This is a genomic window from Streptomyces sp. NPDC005566 (assembly GCF_040605575.1).
In the GTDB taxonomy this organism is placed as follows: domain Bacteria; phylum Actinomycetota; class Actinomycetes; order Streptomycetales; family Streptomycetaceae; genus Streptomyces.
Genome location: NZ_JBEXDB010000022.1, coordinates 85,429 through 103,355, shown reverse-complemented (window position 1 = coordinate 103,355; position 17,927 = coordinate 85,429). Strand labels below are relative to the sequence as shown.

At 71.8% G+C, this 17,927-nt stretch carries 14 protein-coding genes; 4 read left to right on the top strand and 10 right to left on the bottom strand.

Translation table 11 applies throughout. The annotated features are described in order from the left end of the window. Window positions 1-25: 25 nt before the first annotated feature. On the bottom strand, window positions 26-1,546 hold the full coding sequence (locus ABZS61_RS29615; RefSeq protein ID WP_356427838.1) for an alpha/beta hydrolase: 1,521 nt from the start codon (window positions 1,544-1,546) through the stop codon (window positions 26-28). Between the two features lie 94 nt (window positions 1,547-1,640). Between ABZS61_RS29615 and ABZS61_RS29610 the strand changes: the two genes are divergently transcribed. Then, window positions 1,641-2,585 carry a MerR family transcriptional regulator gene (locus ABZS61_RS29610; protein ID WP_356427835.1) on the top strand — a complete coding sequence of 315 codons (945 nt, stop codon included), beginning with the start codon at window positions 1,641-1,643 and terminating at the stop codon, window positions 2,583-2,585. Window positions 2,586-2,596: 11 nt separating this feature from the next. On the opposite strand, the gene ABZS61_RS29605 is transcribed toward ABZS61_RS29610, so the two are convergent. The 6 genes from ABZS61_RS29605 to ABZS61_RS29580 form a co-directional block, all read right to left on the bottom strand. Beyond that, a complete protein-coding gene (locus ABZS61_RS29605) occupies window positions 2,597-2,839 on the bottom strand; it encodes a LapA family protein (RefSeq protein WP_356427832.1) in 243 nt (80 codons plus the stop codon). Between the two features lie 113 nt (window positions 2,840-2,952). Continuing rightward, window positions 2,953-4,740: a CocE/NonD family hydrolase gene (locus ABZS61_RS29600; RefSeq protein ID WP_356427829.1), complete on the bottom strand. Its 1,788-nt coding sequence runs from the start codon at window positions 4,738-4,740 to the stop codon at window positions 2,953-2,955. 128 nt (window positions 4,741-4,868) lie between these two features. Further along, window positions 4,869-5,813: an LD-carboxypeptidase gene (locus tag ABZS61_RS29595; protein WP_356427826.1), complete on the bottom strand. Its 945-nt coding sequence runs from the start codon at window positions 5,811-5,813 to the stop codon at window positions 4,869-4,871. Continuing rightward, entirely contained in the window at window positions 5,810-7,819 is a 2,010-nt protein-coding gene (locus tag ABZS61_RS29590) for a prolyl oligopeptidase family serine peptidase (protein ID WP_356427823.1), read from the bottom strand. Before ABZS61_RS29590 ends, ABZS61_RS29595 begins: the two co-directional genes overlap by 4 nt. A gap of 20 nt (window positions 7,820-7,839) precedes the next feature. Next, on the bottom strand, window positions 7,840-9,183 hold the full coding sequence (locus ABZS61_RS29585; protein ID WP_356427820.1) for a M20/M25/M40 family metallo-hydrolase: 1,344 nt from the start codon (window positions 9,181-9,183) through the stop codon (window positions 7,840-7,842). Then, on the bottom strand, window positions 9,176-10,009 hold the full coding sequence (locus ABZS61_RS29580) for a M55 family metallopeptidase (protein WP_356427817.1): 834 nt from the start codon (window positions 10,007-10,009) through the stop codon (window positions 9,176-9,178). The genes ABZS61_RS29585 and ABZS61_RS29580 overlap by 8 nt, the downstream gene beginning before the upstream one ends. A gap of 273 nt (window positions 10,010-10,282) precedes the next feature. Here ABZS61_RS29580 and ABZS61_RS29575 point away from each other — a divergent pair, with 273 nt between their 5' ends. After that, complete coding sequence (locus tag ABZS61_RS29575; RefSeq protein WP_356427903.1) at window positions 10,283-11,365, top strand: magnesium and cobalt transport protein CorA; 1,083 nt, start codon at window positions 10,283-10,285, stop codon at window positions 11,363-11,365. Between the two features lie 52 nt (window positions 11,366-11,417). Here the strand turns inward: ABZS61_RS29575 and ABZS61_RS29570 are convergent, their stop codons facing one another. Beyond that, a complete protein-coding gene (locus tag ABZS61_RS29570) occupies window positions 11,418-12,419 on the bottom strand; it encodes an aldo/keto reductase (protein WP_356427814.1) in 1,002 nt (333 codons plus the stop codon). 129 nt (window positions 12,420-12,548) lie between these two features. On the opposite strand from ABZS61_RS29570, the gene ABZS61_RS29565 reads away from it, so the two are divergent. Further along, on the top strand, window positions 12,549-13,439 hold the full coding sequence (locus ABZS61_RS29565) for a LysR family transcriptional regulator (protein WP_356427811.1): 891 nt from the start codon (window positions 12,549-12,551) through the stop codon (window positions 13,437-13,439). A 110-nt stretch (window positions 13,440-13,549) separates the two neighbouring features. Here ABZS61_RS29565 and ABZS61_RS29560 read toward each other — a convergent pair whose 3' ends face one another. Next, window positions 13,550-15,967, bottom strand: a complete 2,418-nt coding sequence (locus tag ABZS61_RS29560; RefSeq protein WP_356427808.1) for an MFS transporter — start codon at window positions 15,965-15,967, stop codon at window positions 13,550-13,552. Window positions 15,968-16,167: 200 nt separating this feature from the next. Next, the gene (locus tag ABZS61_RS29555) at window positions 16,168-16,611 is read right to left on the bottom strand and encodes an SRPBCC family protein (RefSeq protein ID WP_356427805.1); all 444 of its coding nucleotides are present in this window, start codon (window positions 16,609-16,611) and stop codon (window positions 16,168-16,170) included. A gap of 148 nt (window positions 16,612-16,759) precedes the next feature. On the opposite strand from ABZS61_RS29555, the gene ABZS61_RS29550 reads away from it, so the two are divergent. Then, entirely contained in the window at window positions 16,760-17,806 is a 1,047-nt protein-coding gene (locus ABZS61_RS29550) for an Rv2578c family radical SAM protein (RefSeq protein ID WP_356427802.1), read from the top strand. Window positions 17,807-17,927: the final 121 nt, after the last annotated feature.

Genomic DNA, 17,927 nt, shown 5'->3' with positions numbered 1-17,927 from the left:
ACCGATGCCGGGCTCGCGGTAACGGTCAGGCCGTCAGATGGGCCAGCACCGAGCGCATCGCACCGCGTACCGCCTCGCGCGACTCCTCCGTCGGGTCGACGGTCTCGAAGCTGTGGTGACCGTTCGGCACGTCGACCACCTCGACGTCCGCCCCGCAGTCCGTGGCCGCGGTCAGGAACTTTTCGACGGTGGCGGCGATCTCGGGCATCTCACGCCCCACCCTCGTGATCACGACGGGAAGGGCACCCGCGCCCGCCACCGCGTCCACCGGATGGAACCGGCTGTCGAACAGACCCCAGTTCGGCAGCGGTGCCAGGATCGGGTAATTGGCCGCCAGGCAGCGCAGCCACACCGGAGGCCGGCGCAGCCAGTCCGCCGCGATCAGACCGCCGCCCGAGAGGAACCACAGGGCGACCCGGTCCCCGTCCACCCGCGGATCGGCCCGGACCAGCTCCACGGCGGCAGCCACGTCCGCGGCGGCACGCTTGTAGTCGGCCAGGTCGTGCAGGCGGTGGTCGAGGGTCACGCCCACCACCCCCTGCCCTGCGGCGTACCGGGCGTACCCCCTCAGGCCCGGCCAGTCACGCGGGGTCGGCCGGGCCTCGGCGGGCACCGGTCCGCCGTGCACGAACACGACGGCCGGCCGCGGGTCTCCGGCGTCGGGCAGGTACAGGTCGACGTTCCCTCTCCGCTCACGGGGGAGGTCCGGCACGTCCAGCAGGAACGGCCGCAGGTGCGCGGGCGGCTCCGCGGGGCCGGGAGGCACCAGCCGGTGTCCCCCGCCCGCGGCGGCCCGCAGCAGGACGTCGGCGAGCTCGGCAGGGAGGGAGAGCATCGGCCAGTGCCCGGTGGGGAGTTCGAAGAATGTCACCCCGGGATCGGTCAGGGCCTGAAGGGCGGGGTCACCGAAGCCCACGCGCATCTGGATCAGTTCGATGCTCGCACCGTTTCGGTTGCACAGCACCCCGGTGACGGGCAGCGAGGCCGCCGCACCGGTCAGCCGCAGTGGCTGGAGCAGGGTGCGCAGAGGCTGGGGCGCCGCCAGGGCGGTGAGCCGGTCGAGCGCCGCGTCGGGAATGCCCGCGGTGCTGCCCCAGCGCTGCCACTCGTCGCGGGCCGGGAAGGGCAGCTCCCGCCGGGTCCCGCAGGCACCGGCGTGCCCGGTCAACTCCTCGCGCAGGGACTGGTCCGGGACCGCGGCCAGGGCGGGAACGCCGTCCTGCGGCATCCCCGAGTCCAGGTAGACGATCCGGTCGATCAGCTCCGCCCGCCGGTCCGCGGCACCCAGCGCCGGGTGGATGCCGTAGTCGTGGCCGACCAGCACGATCTCCCGGCTGCCCGCGACGCCGACCGAGTCGATCGCCGCGAGTACGTCCGCGATGTGGGTCTCCAGGTCGATGCCGGCCGCCTCGACAGTGCGGGACCGGTCGAGTCCGGTGAGGGCCACGGCGTGCGCCTCGGCTCCCTGCGAGGCCAGGTGCGCGGCTGTGTCCTCCCATACGTGCGGTCCGGTGAACATCCCGGAAACCAGGACGAATACGGTCATGGGCCTCTCCTCCGTGCGCCGTCGTCGGCGGACCTCCACGATCGGCGGGCCGCGCTCGCCGGTACGGTAGAAGCTCCCCCTGAGGGAGGTTCAAGTGTTCACGTCGCACGACGGCCTGAGCAGCATCGGCGAACTCGCCGAGCGCGCGGGCGTCTCCGTCAAGGCAGTCCGCTTCTACTCCGACCGCGGCCTGCTGCCGGAGGCCTCCCGCAGTTCCGGCGGGCATCGCCGTTACGGCCCCGAAGCGCTCGGTCGGCTGCGCCTGGTCCGCTCCCTGCGCGCCCTCGGTCTGCCGCTGCGCGAGGTGCGCCGCATCCTCGACGAGGAGGACGCTGCGGGCAGCGTGCTGGAGGACGCCGTGGCCAGGCAGTTGCGCGAACTCGGCTCCCAGCTCAAGGCCATGCGCTGGCGGGAGGCGGGGCTGCGGTTGGTCCAGGAGTGCCCGCCCGGGGAGCGGGCCGACCGGCTGGCCCTGATCGGCGCCCTGGCCGCCCCGCCGAGCACGGCCCCGCTGGCCCGGTTCTGGCGGTCCTGGCTGCCGCCGCGGATGCCGGCCCGGGCGACGGCCGCGTTCCTGGAGGTGGCGGTACCTGAGCCGCCCGACGCCCCGGAGCCTGCCCAGGCCCTCGCCTTCGCCCGGCTGAACGCCTTCGTGACCCGTCCGTGCCCGGGCGCCGAACAGCCGCGGCCCGAGGCGCACAAGGCCGCGGGAGCCCACGGACCGGCCGTGCTGTACGCCGGTCTGGCCCAGGCGTACGAGCTTGCGGGCAAGCAGTTGCGCCGCGGCCGGGAACCGTACGCGGGCGAGGAACTGGACAGCTTCGTGGGTGCGTACGCGAGTGTGTACGGCGCCCGCGACACCTCCGCCTTCCGCAGCCGGCTGGCCCGGCAGCTCGCGGTCGACCCGCGGATCGACCGCTACTGGGACCTGGTGACCGAGGTGATCAGCACCCCGGGCGGTCCGCCGGAGCCGACCCCCGGGTCCGCACACGCCTGGCTGTTCGCGGCGCTGGACGAGCAGACGGCCGCGGCGGCCTGAGGCGCGGGGTGCTACCTCCTGGCGGCCCGCCCGCGCCGGTACATCACATAGCCCCCGCAGAGCAGTCCCGCCACGAACACTCCCAGCAGTGCGGCCCAGAGAGGCATCGTGACCTTCGGGATGATCACGCGGATGGTGACCTCGTCGGTGTTGACGCAGATGAAGACGATCGCGAGGACCGCCAGGACGGTGACGGCGATCCGTGCGGGGCTGAACGCGCCCGAGCGGCCGGTGGTGACGTCCTTGGGGCTCATGGGCGGCCCTTTCGCTGGGTCCTTACTGCGGTACCAGGAACGGCGGTCCCCGAACCCCAGGATCTCTCCGTGCGGGGCCCGGGGGCGGTGGAGCGCGGCCGTTCGGGTGACGGTCAGCCGACCACCGGGAGCTCCAGTACCCCGGTGTCCTGCGGGGTACTGGCGACGGTGACCGGCTTGATGCCCCGGTTGCCGAAGTACGCCGTGTCGCTCGCCGCGATCACGAACCGCAGCCGGTGCCCCGGCTCGAACCGGTGGACGATGCCCGGCAGCTCCACGGTGAAGGGGCGCGTGACGTCCGGGACGCGCACCGGCGCGACCAGACGGTTGACGAGCTTCTTGCTGCCGTCGGGCGCCACGTCGTACACCTTCGCGAAGAGGACCAGCTTGTCGGCGGCGTCCCCGCTGTTCTGGACGCGCTCCGTCTTCGGTGAGACGACCTTCAGGGTGGCCTTCGGCGCACCGACGACATCCACTGCCGAGGTGAGGGGGGCGCTGGTCCAGCCGAGGTAGGTGCCCTTGGTGTCGTACGGTGCCGGGTCGTCGATCCCGATCAGGCCGGCCAGCGCGCTCTCGGAGTGGCTGGTGGGCAGGAGCCAGTTCGTGTACTGGCGGCTGCCCCGGGTGACCTGCGCACGGCTGTCGGTCAGGGTGCCGTCGCCGGAGAGGTACATCTTCCGCGAGAGGGCGGGGACGGCGGCCGCGGTTCCGTAGCCGCTCGCCCAGTCGCGGTAGTAGGCGAACGCGGGCCCGGTGTCGGTGTCCTCCTCGTGCTGGAGGTAGCGGTCGAACCAGGCGAGGATCCGCTGTCCGACGTAGCTGGTCTCCAGATTGCCTTCCGCGAGGTCGAGTTCGCCGGGTACCTCGCCCCCGCTGTGACCCCAGGCCTGCCAGACCATCTTCGTCGTCGTGCCCTGCGCCGCGAGCGTCCGGTAGGTGGCGGTCGCCTCGTTGAGGTTGAACAGGCTGTCGGCCTGGCCCTGGACGAGCAGGGTCGGTGCCGTGACGCCCGGCAGGTAGGAGGCCGGTGAGACGCTGCGGGCGTAGTCCAGCATCGCGTCGGCCTCGGCGGCCGGGTAGCGGCCGGAGTTCAGGAGGCGGATGGTGTCGCACGCCTGCGGGGCGAAGTGGAGGCAGGTGAGGTTGCCGAAACGCGACGGGTCGAGGCTCGGGACCAGGAGCGGTTGGGCCTCGCCCATCAGGTAGAAGCCGTTGGTCCACTGCCACTTGAAGACACCGGGGGTGTCGGAGGAGACCCCCCGGGTCGCTCCCGTGGCGTTCGGGGCGAGTGCGTACGCCAGGTCGTTCCAGGTGATCAGCGGAACGAGTGCGTCGACCCGGCGGTCGGATGACGCGGTGGCCAGCTGGACGGCCCCGCCGTACGAGCCGCCGATCATGCCGACCCGCGGGTCACCCGGGCCGTCGCCCGTGACGTAGTCGGCCCTGGTGCCGTCGTCGGCGGCGCGTGTCCCGGCGAGGAAGTCGATGAGCCCGGAGGCCGCCTTTCCGTCGATGGCCGGGTCGTCGAGCGTGATGAGGCAGCCGGACTCACCGAAGCCCAGTCCGGAGTAGACGAGGCCGACGTATCCGCGGGAGGCGAAGGCCTTGCCGATGGCGTCGGTGGAGCCGTCGGACTTGCTGCCGCCGAAGCCGTTGGTCGCGAGGACCGCGGGGGCGGGGTGCTCCGCGTCGACACCGGCGGGCCGGTAGAGGTCGGCGTCCACGGTGCAGGAGCGGTCGCCCGCACGGACGGTGAACTCCAGTGGGGTCACGGTGAATTCGGATGCGGCCGACGCGGGACCGGCGCCGAGCAGGGCGAGCGGGGCGATGAGCGCCGCCCCGGCGAGGAAGGTGAGTGGACTGCGGGACCTGGGGACAGTGCGCGACACATGGACCTCCACACCGAGGAACACCTTACCGACCGGTAAGTACCGAGCCGGGCCCATGCTGTGACACCCGTCATACCGCTGTCAACGCACCGGACCGCGGTTTCATGACAGATATTCAGGAAATCCGCGTGGTGGGCACGTCACACCAGGGCCGGCACCTCCGTGGTGAGCGTGCAGCGACCGCCGTCGGCCGGCGCCTCCAGCACCGCGGGCACGCCGAGCGGGATCGTCAGCGCCGTGGAGCAGTGGCCGAAGCCCAGCTCCTCGACGACCGGTATCCCGAGTCCGCCCAGCCGGTCGTCGAGCACGGCCCGGACCTGCTCGTACGGTCCGCAACTCGCCCAGGAGCCGCACGCCACCCCGGATATGCCGTCGAGGGCTCCCATGCGCGACAGCCGGGTGAGGATGCCGTCGAGCCGGTACGGGTCCTCCGTGATGTCTTCGATCATGAGCAGGCCGCCCCGGGCGGAGGTCCGGGCCTGCGGGGTCCCCGCGTCGGCCGCGAGCAGGCTCGAACAGCCGCCGTACGTGACCCCCCGGGCCCGCCCGGGGACCAGCGCGGCCGCCGTGCCCAGCCCGAGCGTACGCACCGACTCGGGCTCGAACAGGGTGGAGCGCAGCGACTCCTGGGTGGCGGCGTCCTTCAGGAAGACCTCGGTGGCGACCATCGGTCCGTGCAGGGTCGAGAATCCCGCCCGCAGGGCGAATGCCTCGTGCAGCACGGTGATGTCGCTGTAGCCGACGAACACCTTGGGCCCGGCCGCCCTCAGCGCGGGCCAGTCGAGGAGATCGACCATGCGGTGGACGCCGTACCCGCCGCGGGCGCACAGCACCGCGTCCACGGACGGATCGCACCACGCCTCCTGCAGGTCACGGGCCCGGTCCTCGTCCGAACCGGCCAGGTAGTCCAACCCCGGGTGGACATCCAGGACATGGGGTGCGACCACCGGGTCCAGGTCCCAGCCGCGCAGCAGGTCGAGTCCCGTCTCGAGGCGCTCGGGCGGCACGGGACCACTGGGTGCCACGACCGCGACCCGGGCGCCGGGACGCAACCGGGCCGGCCGGGTGAGGGGCTGCAGGGTCACTTCTCCAGCTCCAGCCGGGGGATGTCGGTCCGGTCGATGCCGAACGTCTGTGCGTAGAGGGAGAGTTCGGCCTCCAGCGCCCGGCGCACGGTGTCCGCGCGGCGGAATCCGTGGCTCTCCCCCTCGAAGGTGATGTACGCGTGGGGGATGCCGCGCCCTGCGAGGGTGGCGAGGAACCGTTCGCACTGGGCCGGTGGGCAGATCGGGTCGTCCAGTCCCTGGAGCAGCACGAACGGAACGGTGAGCCGGTCCGTGTGGTTGATGGGTGAGCGCTCGCGGTAGCGCTCGGGCACCTCGGCCAGCGGGCCCACGAGCGAATCGAGGTACCGCGACTCGAAGTCGTGCGTCTCACCGGTCGCCCAGCCCTCCAGATCGAGGATGGGGTAGCTGATCGCCCCGCAGGCGTACACATCGGTACCGGTGAGGGACGCGGCGGCGGTCCAGCCGCCGGCGCTTCCGCCCCTGATCGCCAACCGTTCGCGGTCGGCCGAGCCCTCCTCGGCCAGCCCCAGGGCGACGGCGGCGCAGTCCTCCACGTCGACCACGCCCCACTGTTCGCGGAGGCGTTCGCGGTAGAGGCGGCCGTATCCGGTGGAACCGCCGTAGTCGACCTGGGCGACGCCGATGCCCCGGGAGGTGAAGTAGGCGATCTCCAGGTCGAGGGCGACCGGGTCGCGTCCGGTGGGGCCGCCGTGCGCCCAGACCACGTAGGGCGGCAGCTCGTCACCGGGGCCGGTGACCGCGGGGTGGTGCGGTGGGTGGACGTGGGCGTGGATCTCACGGCCACCGGGTCCGGTGAAGGTGCGGATCTGCGGCTCGGGGTAGTACGCGGGGTCGACGGCGTCCTGGTGGGGCGGGCCGATGGTCCGGGTGTGACCCGTCGCGGTGTCCAGCTCCACCACCTCGAAGGAGCTGTGCGGGCTCGCCGCGATGCCGATGACCCGGCTGTCCTGCACGGCGAGCGTTTCGGCCCACGACGTCCAGGGCCCCGCGACGTCGACGAGCTCACCCGTCTCCGGGTCGAGCACTCCGAGCCGGGTGGTGCCCCGGCCGTGGATGACGGCGATCAGCCCGCTGTCCAGCAGCCGGAACCAGTGCAGACCGATCTTCCACAGCGGCCCGCCGAACTCCTCGCCGCGGCCCGCGCAGAGCCGGCTGCTGGGCACGACGGCGCCCGCCACGGCGTCCGGCCGGATCCGCTGGAGCTCCCACCAGCCGTCGACGTCCGACGCGAAGAGCAGCGAGCCGTCCCGGTCCCACTCCACCTGGACGACCGACTCGTCGATGTCGCCGACGATCGGCCGTACGCCGGTGAAGGAGCCCTCCTCGGTGACCTCGGCGACCATCACGACCGTGCCGTCCCACGGCATCTGCGGGTGGTCCCAGGCGATCCAGGCGGCCCTGCGGCCGTCGAAGGAGAGCTTCGGCCCGGTGACGAACCGGTGCCGGTCGCCGCTGAGTTCCCGCACGGCGCTCCGGTCGCCGGCCGCCGAGCCGTCCAGGGGCACTGCGGCGATCGTCCGGCGGACGTCCGTGGGCGACTCGCCGGTGAACTCCTCGAGCACGCACCAGACTTCGCCGTGCGCGCCGCGGTCGAGGTGCAGCTGGGGGTCGACCCAGCGCAGTCCGCCGCCGATGTCCGACACGGGGCTGAGCGGCCAGGGCTCGTCGGACCCGTCCGGGGCGTAGGCGTACAGCCGCTGGTCGGGGTGGTGGACGAAGACGACCAGCGGTCCGCCCTCCTCGCGCGCCGCCCCGGCCCACGGCCGGCCGCCGTACTCGATGACGCGGCTGCGGGCGTTCCACGGGGCGGGCAGGACGGAGGTGGTGGTGCCGTCGGCCAGGCGGCGTACGAGGGCACGCCGGCCCCCTTCCGACGGGCGCGGTTCCGTCCACCACACCTCGTCGCCGACGTCACCGACGAACTCGGGCCGGCCGTCGTGCGAGGCGGCCAGTGCCGCGTCGATCGGTGACGGCCACGCGCCGTACGCCGCTGTGGACACCATGGTCGGTTCCCCCGTAGTCGTCAGGCGTTGCGCAGGAAGTGGTCCAGGACCCGTACACCGAAGTGCAGGGCGTCGACGGGGACCCGCTCGTCGACACCGTGGAACAGGGCCTGGTAGTCGAAGCCGACGGGCAGCTTCAGCGGGGAGAACCCGTAGCCGGTGATGCCGAGCCGGGAGAACTGCTTGGCGTCCGTACCGCCCGACATGCAGTACGGGACGGCATGGGCGCCCGGGTCGAACAGTTCGACGGCGGCGCGCATCTTCGCGTACGTCGGTGAGTCGACCGGGGCTTGAAGCGCCACCTCGCGGTGATGGAACTCCCAGTCGACACCGGGTCCGGTCAGCCGGTCGAGGGTCTCGATGAACTCGTCCTCGCCGCCCGGCACCATGCGGCCGTCGATCAGGGCGGTGGCCCTGCCCGGGATCACGTTGACCTTGTAACCGGCTTCCAGCATCGTCGGGTTGCTGCTGTTGCGAATGGTCGACTCGACCAGCGCGGCGGCAGCGCCGAGCTTGCCCAGCAGCTCGTCCACATCGAATCCGGGCGCGTCGAGGTCGACACGGATGTGGTGGAGCGCGGCGATCTCGGTGAGGGCGGCCCGTACGGTCGGGGTCAACCGCACCGGCCACTCGTGCTCCCCGATCCGGGCGACGGCGGCGGCGAGCGCGCTGACGGCGTTGGCCCTGTTGACCTTGGAGCCGTGTCCCGCCTTGCCCTCGGCGGTCAGCTTCAGCCAGCCCGTGCCGCGCTCGCCCGCCGCGATCGGGTAGAGCGACATGCCGGGTCCGGCGTGGAAGGTGAAGGCCCCGGACTCGCTGATGCCTTCCGTGCAGCCCTCGAAGAGCTCCGGGTGCCGGTCGGCGAGGAAACCGGAGCCGTCCTCGGCACTGGCCTCCTCGTCGGCCGTGTAGGCGATGACGATGTCCCGGCGCGGGCGGACACCGGCCCGCGCCCAGGCCCGGACGACGGCGAGGACCATCGCGTCCATGTTCTTCATGTCGACGGCGCCGCGTCCCCACACGACCCCGTCGCGCACCTCGCCCGAGAACGGGTGCACGGTCCAGTCGGCGGCCTCCGCGGGCACCACGTCGAGATGCCCGTGCACGAGAAGGGCGTCGGCGGACGGGTCGGTGCCCTCGATCCGGGCGACCACGTTGGTCCGTCCGGGCGTGCGCTCGAGCAGCGTCGGTTCCAGTCCGGCGCCGGCCAGCCGTTCGGCGACGTACTCGGCGGCCGGGCGCTCCCGGCAGTTGCCGTCACCGCGGTTGGTGGTGTCGATCCGGATCAGTTCGGAGGTGAACGTCACGGATTCGTCGAGCGCCGGGCCGTCCACGGCTCCGGGCGGGTCGGTCGTCTCAGCCATACTGCTCCTCCACGGCGGACGACACGATCGTCGTCACCGCCTTGAACGTGCGAATACCTTCGTACATCGTCCCGCTGGTGTAGGCGACGCGCCGCTCGCCACTGGGCGCCACGCCGGGGACCACGGTCGCGGCCGCCGCCAGATGCGCGGCATCGAATTCGAGCTCCACCGTGAAGGAGCCCCCGGTCACGGGTGTGTGGCGCACGGCGAGCGCGGTCGCGTCCTTGGCCGCCGCCCTGATGTCGGCGGCGGTACGTGCTGGGGTGCGGCACACGGCCGCGTACCGGGAGACGTGGTCCTTCACCGCGACCTTGCGGGCATCGGGGGCGTAGAGATCCGCGTCCTTGCAGGTCAGGTCGTCGCCGGTGACCAGGATGACGGGGACGCCGTACTCCGCCGCGACATGGGCGTTGAGCAGGCCCTCGCTGGCACGGACACCGTTCAGCCAGACGCCGGTGATGGAGTTGGCGAGATAGGTGTGCGCGAGTACGCCCTCCGTGCCGGCACCGGTGTGGTAGCCGACGAACGCGATGGCGTCGACGTCCCCGTGCTGGATGCCCTCGACCATGGAGAGGGACTTGTGCCGGCCGGTCAGCATCTGCACGCGGTCGTCGAGCAGCTCCAGGAGCAGGTTGCGCATCGACCAGTGGGCCTCGTTGACGAGTACCTCGTCGGCGCCCCCGTCGTAGAAGCCGAGGGCCGCCGCGTTCACGTCGGAGGTGAACAGGGGGCGGCACCTCTCCCACTGCGAGGTGCCGGGCAGCACGTCGGCCGGCCACGTCACGCCGGTGGCGCCCTCCATGTCGGCGCTGACGAGGATCTTCACGGTGCACGGTCCTGTCGCTGGTCGGTGGGGTGCGGTCGAACGGATACCGCGTCGGTCGTGCGACATCGGTACCCGCACGGTCGACGGATATCCCCCGCCCGCTCCCGGGAAGAAGATCTTCGTGCCGCATCACGGTACGCGCCGCAAGGGCACCGGACCAGAGCCGTCGGGATCTGTCACTGGTCCAGTCCGGTGATGCCGGGGGCGCCGGACGGACGGGCCCGCGCCGGTGGCACACTGGCCGCCGATCGTGCGAAGGAGCCCCCCGTGACGATGATCCGCAGCCTCCGCCGCGTGGTACGCCGTGCCTACCGCGGCAAGGTGGACCTGAGCCACCCCGCGCGCTCCCCGCTCGGCAGCGCGGTGGTCAACTGCGTGCTGTACGAGGACGGAGTGCGGTATCCGTCGGACTGCCCGGCGGACGAGGCCCTGCGCCGGGTCCGTACCTCCGGCCGGGGCTTCGTCTGGCTCGGGCTCCACGAGCCGACCGTGGCCGAGTTCGCCGGTGTCGCCGAGCTGTTCGCGCTGCATCCGCTGGCCGTCGAGGACGCGGTGCACGCCCATCAGCAGCCCAAGGTGGAGCGGTACGACGAGACACTGTTCGCCGTGTTCAAGACGTGCCGCTACGTCGAGCACGAGGAACTCACCGCGACCAGCGAGGTGGTGGACACCGGGGAGATCATGGTCTTCACCGGCCCCGACTTCGTGATCACCGTCCGGCACGGCAGCCACGGCTCGCTCGGCCCGCTGCGCGAGGGCCTGGAGTCCGCGCCGGAGCAGCTGGCGAAGGGACCCGCGGCCGTGCTGCACGCGATAGCCGACCATGTGGTCGACGCCTACCTCGGCGTGGCCGAGTCCATGCAGAACGACATCGACGCCGTGGAGACCGCCGTCTTCAGCGAGCACGCCGGCCGGGGGGACGCGGGCCGTATCTACCAGCTGAAGCGTGAGCTGCTGGAGTTCAAGCGGGCCGTGTCCCCGCTGGACCGGCCGCTGCAGGCCCTGGCGAGCCGCACGATGGAGCCGGTGGGGCCGGACTTCCAGCCCTACTTCCGCGATGTCGCCGGGCACCTGGCCCGCACGGCCGAGCAGATCGCCGCGTTCGACGCTCTGCTCGACTCCGTGCTGCAGGCCCATCTCGCGCAGGTGACCGTCGCCCAGAACGAGGACATGCGCAAGATCACCGCATGGGCGGCCGTCATCGCCGTCCCCACCATGGTCTGCGGGGTGTACGGCATGAACTTCGACCACATGCCGGAACTGCACTGGACCTACGGCTACCCGTTCGTCGTGGGTGTGATGGTGGTCGCCTGTTTCGTCATCCACCGCGGCTTCCGGCGCAACGGCTGGCTCTGACCCGTCGGGTCGCCGGTGCGCCGGCCGTCGGGGCGGCGGGCCGTCAGGGCCGTCAGGGCCGGACCGTGCCCTTGACGAGCTCGTCGATGCGGGCGAGCTCGTCCTCGCCGAACTCCAGGTTGCGGACCGTCGCCACACTGTTCTCCAGCTGGGCGACGCTGCTCGCGCCGACGACGGCGGAGGTGACCCGGCCGCCGCGCAGCACCCAGGCCAGCGCCAGCTGGGCCAGGGACTGTCCGCGCTCCCGCGCCAGCTCGTTCAGCCCGCCCAGCCGGCTCACCAGCTCGGGGGTGACGGCGTCGGCCGACAGGAAGGGGCTGGTACCCGCGGCGCGCGACCCCTCCGGGATGCCCCGCAGATAGCGGTCGGAGAGGATGCCCTGCTCCAGCGGCGAGTAGGCGATGGAGCCGGTGCCGAGCTCGTCGAGGGCGTCCAGCAGCCCGTCCTCCACCCAACGGTCCAGCATCGAGTAGCGGGGCTGGTGGATGAGGAGCGGGGTGCCCAGGTCGTTCAGGATCCGGGCGGCCTCGCGGGTCTGCTCGGCGGAGTAGTTGGAGATGCCGGCGTACAGCGCCTTGCCCTGGCGGACAGCGGCGTCGAGCGCCCGCATGGTCTCCTCGAGCGGGGTGTCGGGGTCGAAGCGGTGCGAGTAGAAGATGTCGACGTACTCGATGCCGAGCCGGGTGAGGCTCTGGTCCAGCGAGGCGCGCAGGTACTTCGCGGACCCCCACTCACCGTACGGGCCGTCCCACATGTCGTAGCCGGCCTTGGTGGAGATGACGATCTCGTCCCGGAGACGGGCGAAGTCCGTCTTCAGGGCACGGCCCATCGCGATCTCGGCGGAGCCGGGGGGCGGGCCGTAGTTGTTGGCGAGGTCGAAGTGGGTGATGCCCAGGTCGAACGCCCTGCGGAGGATCTCTCCCTGGCTCTCCGGGGTCCGGTCGCCTCCGAAGTTGTGCCAGAGCCCGAGCGACAGCGCGGGAAGCAGCAGGCCGCTGCGTCCGGTGCGCCGGTAGGGCATGGCGGTGTAGCGGTCGGCGGACGGAAGGTACATGCGAGCACTCCACGGGAGAGGTCCGGGGGGAGCGCGCCAGGTCTGGTGCGCAGCGTCCAGACTGGCGGAGAACGATCCAGCGGTCCAACAGGAGATTGCACTGGGATTCATCGATTAGATTGCTCAATCATGGAACTGCGTCAGCTGGAGCACTTCGTGGCCGTCGCGGAGGAGCAGCACTTCACCCGAGCGGCCGAACGCCTCGCCGTGTCCCAGTCCGGGCTGTCCGCGTCCGTCCGGGCGCTGGAGCACGAACTGAAGACCCCTCTGTTCAGCCGCACGACGCGCACGGTGCGGCTCACCGAGGCGGGGCAGGCGCTGCTCGTGGAGGCGGAGCGCACCCTGGCGGGGGCGAGGGCGGCGCGCGACGCCGTCGATGCCGTACGGGGGCTGCTGCGCGGCACGCTGACGCTGGGGGTCGAGCAGTGCGTGGCCGGGGTCAGCCCGGCCCGGCTCCTCGCGGCCTTCCACCGGGACCATCCGCACATGGAGATCCGACTGCGCCAGGAGGGCACCTCCAGCCTGCTGGAGGGTGTGGCCGGCGGGCGTCTGGACCTCGCGTTCGCCGCCACCGTCAGTCCGCTGGAGTGGGCGGGCGAGCTCATGCCACTGGCGCGGGAGCCCATGGTCGTCCTCTGCGCCCCCGGTCACCGTCTCGCGGAGGTGCCCCGGGTGGCGTGGACCGGTCTGCACGGCGAGTCGTTCATCGACTTCCATCCGGACTGGGGCCCGCGCCGCGCGGCGGACGAGGCGTTCGCCGCAGCAGGGGTGCGCCGTACGGTGGCGCTCGAGGTCAACGATGTCCACAGCCTGCTGGAGCTGGTCCATGAGGGCCTCGGTATCGCCGTGGTGCCGCACCACTTCTCCCGCAAGCAGGAGGCGCGGGGGCTCGTGGTGGTGGAGCTCGACGGTGCGCACCGGCCGGTCTACGAGAGCGTCGTGCTGCTTCCGCCGGCCCGGGCCATGAGCCCGGGGGCGCAGGCGCTGATGTCGCTGGTCCGGGAGGACCCGCTGCGCTGAGCCCGGGTGTTCGGCCGAACCGCTCAGCTGCTCAGGGCTTCGGCGAACGCTCCAGGACGGCCGGCGGGCACGTCCACCCGTACTGACTCCCCCGTCACGGTAGGGCTTGTTCAGTCCTCGTGGCCCAGCTGGAGATCACGTTCGGTCCGTCCGCCCCCGGGGACCTGGAGCACGGTGGCGACGGGCGGGTAGCCGGCGGCGATCACGGTGTACTCACCGGTCGACAGGTCCACGAAGCGGAACGCACCGTCAGGTCCGGTGGCGAGAGTGTCGACCACGTTGCCCGCCGCGTCCAGCAGGGTGACCCTGGCGTCCTCGACGACCCGCCCGCCGGGAGCCCGTACGACACCGCGCAGCACGGCGCCGCCGGCCAGTTCGATGTCCTGCCTGGTCTCTCTCGCGGCCTGCACGCTGACCGGCAGGGCGGCGGGGCGGAAGGCGGGGGCGCTGGCCGCCAGGGTGTACTCACCCGCCACCAGCTCGCCGATCACGTAGCCGCCGTCGCGCCCCGTGCGGGTGGTCGCGACGACTTCGCCGCGCACATCGGTGAGCGTCACCGCCGCGTCGCGGACCGGGGCACCGTCGGGGGTGACGACCGCGCCCGCGAGCCGTCCCGCACCGCCGAGCACCACATCGAGCTCCACGGGCCGCTCGCCGACGGTGACGCTGACGGCCTGCGGCTGGTGCCCGCCCGCCGCTGCGATCAGCACGTACGAACCGGCACCGGGCGCGCTGAGCGCGTACCGCCCGTCGTCACCGCTCGCGCCACGTCCGATCTGCTGCCCCTGGACGTCGATGAGGGTGAGGGCGGCGCGCCCCACCTTCGTACCGTCGGGGTGCTGGACGCTGCCGCAGACCGGGACGCCGGACAGCCGTCCGGCAGGCGGCGGGCCGGGGTCGGTGCGGGCAGCGGGGATCGTGGAGTGCGTCGCGGACGGGTCGGCGGCCGTGCCTGGGGTGTGGTGGGGCACCAGGGGTTTCTCCTTGAGGAAGAAGGCGAGGAACAGGCCGAGCAGGAGCACCGGCACGAGGTAGAGGAAGATCCGCGGCATCGCGTCGGCGTACGCCTGGATGTAGGCGTCGCGCAGGGCGGGCTCCATGGCGTGGACCAGCTGCGGGGTGATCGACTCCGGGTCGGGCAGGTCGGCTCCGGTGGGGAGCCGCACCCCGAGGGCGTCCCCGAGCCGCCCCGCGAACAGGGTTCCGAAGATCGCCGCGCCGACGCTGCCGCCGATCTGGCGGAAGTAGTTGTTGGCGCTGGTCGCGCTGCCGAGGTCGGCGGGGTGTACGGAGTTCTGCACGGCGAGGACGAGCACCGGCATGACCAGGCCGATCCCGATGCCCAGCACGGCCTGCCCGAAGCCGTATTCGACCGCTGAGGTGTCGGTCTCCAGCCGCGAGAGCAGCCACATGCCGACGGCCGAGACCGCACTGCCGGCGAGGGGGTAGATCCGGTAGCGCCCGGTCCGCGAGATCAGCTGGCCGGAGACGATGGACGCGCCGACGATGCCGCCCATCATGGGCAGCATCAGCAGCCCCGATTCGGTCGCGGTGGCGCCCTCGACCATCTGGAGGTAGGTCGGCAGGTAGCTGGCGGCGCCGAAGAGCGCGATCCCGATGACGGCCCCCACCAGCGCCGTGACGTTGAAGACCGAGTCGCGGAACAGCCGCAGGGGGATGACGGGTTCGGCCGCGCGGTGTTCGACGGCGAGGAACAGCAGAGTCGTTCCGGCAGCACCGGCGGCGAGCCCCAGGACGGTGCGCGAGCCCCAGGCATATTCCGTGCCGCCCCAACTGGTCAGCAGTACCAGGCAGGTCGAGGCGGCGGCGAGCAGGAGCGCCCCGAGCACGTCGAGGCGGGGGCGGACGGCCGGCTTGGGCAGTTTCAGTACGACGGCGATGACGGCGAGTGTGACCAGGCCGAACGGCACGTTGATGTAGAAGCACCAGCGCCAGGAGGTGTGGTCGGTGAAGAAGCCGCCGAGCAGGGGGCCCGCGACGGACGCGAGGCCGAAGACGGCCCCGATGAGGCCCATGTAGCGGCCGCGTTCCCTGGGCGGGACGATGTCGGCGATGATCGCCTGGACGCCGATCATGAGGCCGCCGCCGCCGATGCCCTGGACGGCCCGGAAGGCGATGAGTTCGTCCATCGTGCGCGACCAGCCGGCGAGTGCGGAGCCGATGACGAAGACGACGATGGCGAACTGGAAGACGCCCTTGCGGCCGAAGAGGTCGCCGAGCTTTCCGTAGACCGGCAGGCCGATGGTGGAGGCGAGCAGGTAGGCCGTCACGGCCCAGGACATCTTGTCCAGGCCGTGGAGCTCACCGACGATCTTCGGCAGGGCTGTGGCCACGATCATCTGGTCGAGCGCGGCGAGCAGCAGGGTGAGCATCAGCCCGAGGAAGACGAGGCGGACCCGGCGGGGGCTGTTGTCCTCGGGCGTTGCGGTGGGCGGTGGGGGTGGCGTGGCCGCGGCGCCTCCGGCGCCACTCGGCTCGTCCTTCACCAGAGTGATCCCACCCACCACGTGACGCTCCCCTCGTCGCTGCTGCGCCGCCCATTTCTCGCATCAGGCGGCAAGGCAGGGCAAACGCGACCGGGCGCGCGGGCGGCGCATAACGAGGGCTTATGCGCCGGTGGGAGGCGCTACGGCGCACAACCGGCCGTCCCGGAAAACCACCCGTTCCGGTGAGGCCGGCTGCGATGCCGACGGGGTCGGCGGACGGGCTACTTCTCGACCTCGGTGGCGAGGTTCTGCAGGAGCTCGTCGTAGATCCGGCCGAGGCCCTTCGGCGCGAAGGTCCTCTCGAAGAAGCCGCCGATGCCGCCGGCGCCGTCCCAGACGGTCACGACGACGGCCTTGGACTTGCCCTCACCGGCCGGAGTGACGGTCCAGGTGGTGACCATGGAGGAGTTGCGGTCCTTCTCGACGAGCTGCCCTTCGGTCGGCTCGGTGACCTCGAGCAGGCAGTCTCGGACCCGCTTGCTGGTGGCCTGGAGCTTCCAGTGCACGAGGGTGCCTTCGCCGTCTCCGCCCTCACGCACCTCGTACTCGCTGAAGTGGCCCGTCAGCACCCTGCCCCGGACCTCCTTGTAGTCGGCCAGCGCATCGAACACAGTCTCTGCGTCCGCCGCGATGATCCGCTCCGTCGTGGCCTCGACCTGCGCCATGCCTGCTCCTCAGCACTCGGTTGTTCGGGGTGTAGCTGAGCCAACCACCTCCGGTACTGCCCCTCAAAATCGGGCCTCGCGATCCCACCGCGCACGATCAAGGGAACAAGTGTTCTATTCTCTGCGGAGTGCTACCAAGGAGGCGTCCATGCGCTGGGACAATCTGGCCGAGAACACCGCAAAGGCGGGGAACGGCGCGCTCTTCGCTGCGGACGCGGTGACCACGCGCACCTTCGACACCCCCGAATTCCGAGGGATCACCTTCCACGAGATCCGGGCCCGATCGATCGTGAACCGGGTGCCCGGGGCGTCCCGCATGCCGTTCGAATGGACCGTGAACCCCTATCGGGGTTGCTCCCACGCCTGCGTGTACTGCTTCGCCCGCAAGACCCACAGCTATCTGGACCTGGACACCGGCCTCGGTTTCGACTCCCAGATCGTCGTCAAGATCAACGCCGGTGAACTGCTGGACCGTCACCTCGCCTCCCGGCAGTGGCACGGAGCGCACATCGCGATGGGCACCAACGTCGACTGCTACCAGCGGGCGGAGGGCCGCTACCGGCTGATGCCGGGCATCATCACGGCCCTGCGCGATCACGCGAACCCCTTCTCGATCCTGACGAAGGGCACCCTGATCCTGCGCGACCTGGAGCTACTGCGGCAGGCGGCCGAGGTCACCGAGGTCGGCATCTCCGTCTCCGTCGGCTTCACCGACCCCGCTCTGTGGCGCACGGTCGAGCCGGGCACCCCCTCCCCCGAGCGCCGCCTGGACGTCGTGCGCACCCTCGCCGACAACGGCATCGGCTGCGGTGTGCTGATGGCGCCGGTCATCCCCTTCCTGAGCGACGGCCCCGACCAGCTGCGCACCACCGTCCGCGCGATCGCCGCCGCCGGGGCCACGTCGGTGACCCCGCTTGTGCTGCATCTGCGCCCCGGCGCCCGCGAGTGGTTCATGCAGTGGCTGGGCGAGCACCATCCGCACCTGGTGCGGCGGTACGAGCGGATGTACGCGGACGGGGCGTACGCGCCGACCTGGTACCAGCGCCGCGTCACCCGCCGGGTGCACGAACTGGCGGCCGAGTTCGGCATCGGTCCCGTACACCGGGGCGAGAACCGCCGGATCTCCGCACCCGAGGCGCCGGTGCCCCTGCCCGACGCTCCCTCCACCGGCCCCACCCAGCTCACCCTGCTCTGACCGCGCCCGCGCTCCTGCCCGAACGGGTCAACTCTCGATGGAATCTGTCCCGTCGTGCCCGAATTCGGGGAGCATCCGGCGGGGGCTGTGCCGCTCACAGGCGCGTTCCCTCCACCACGGG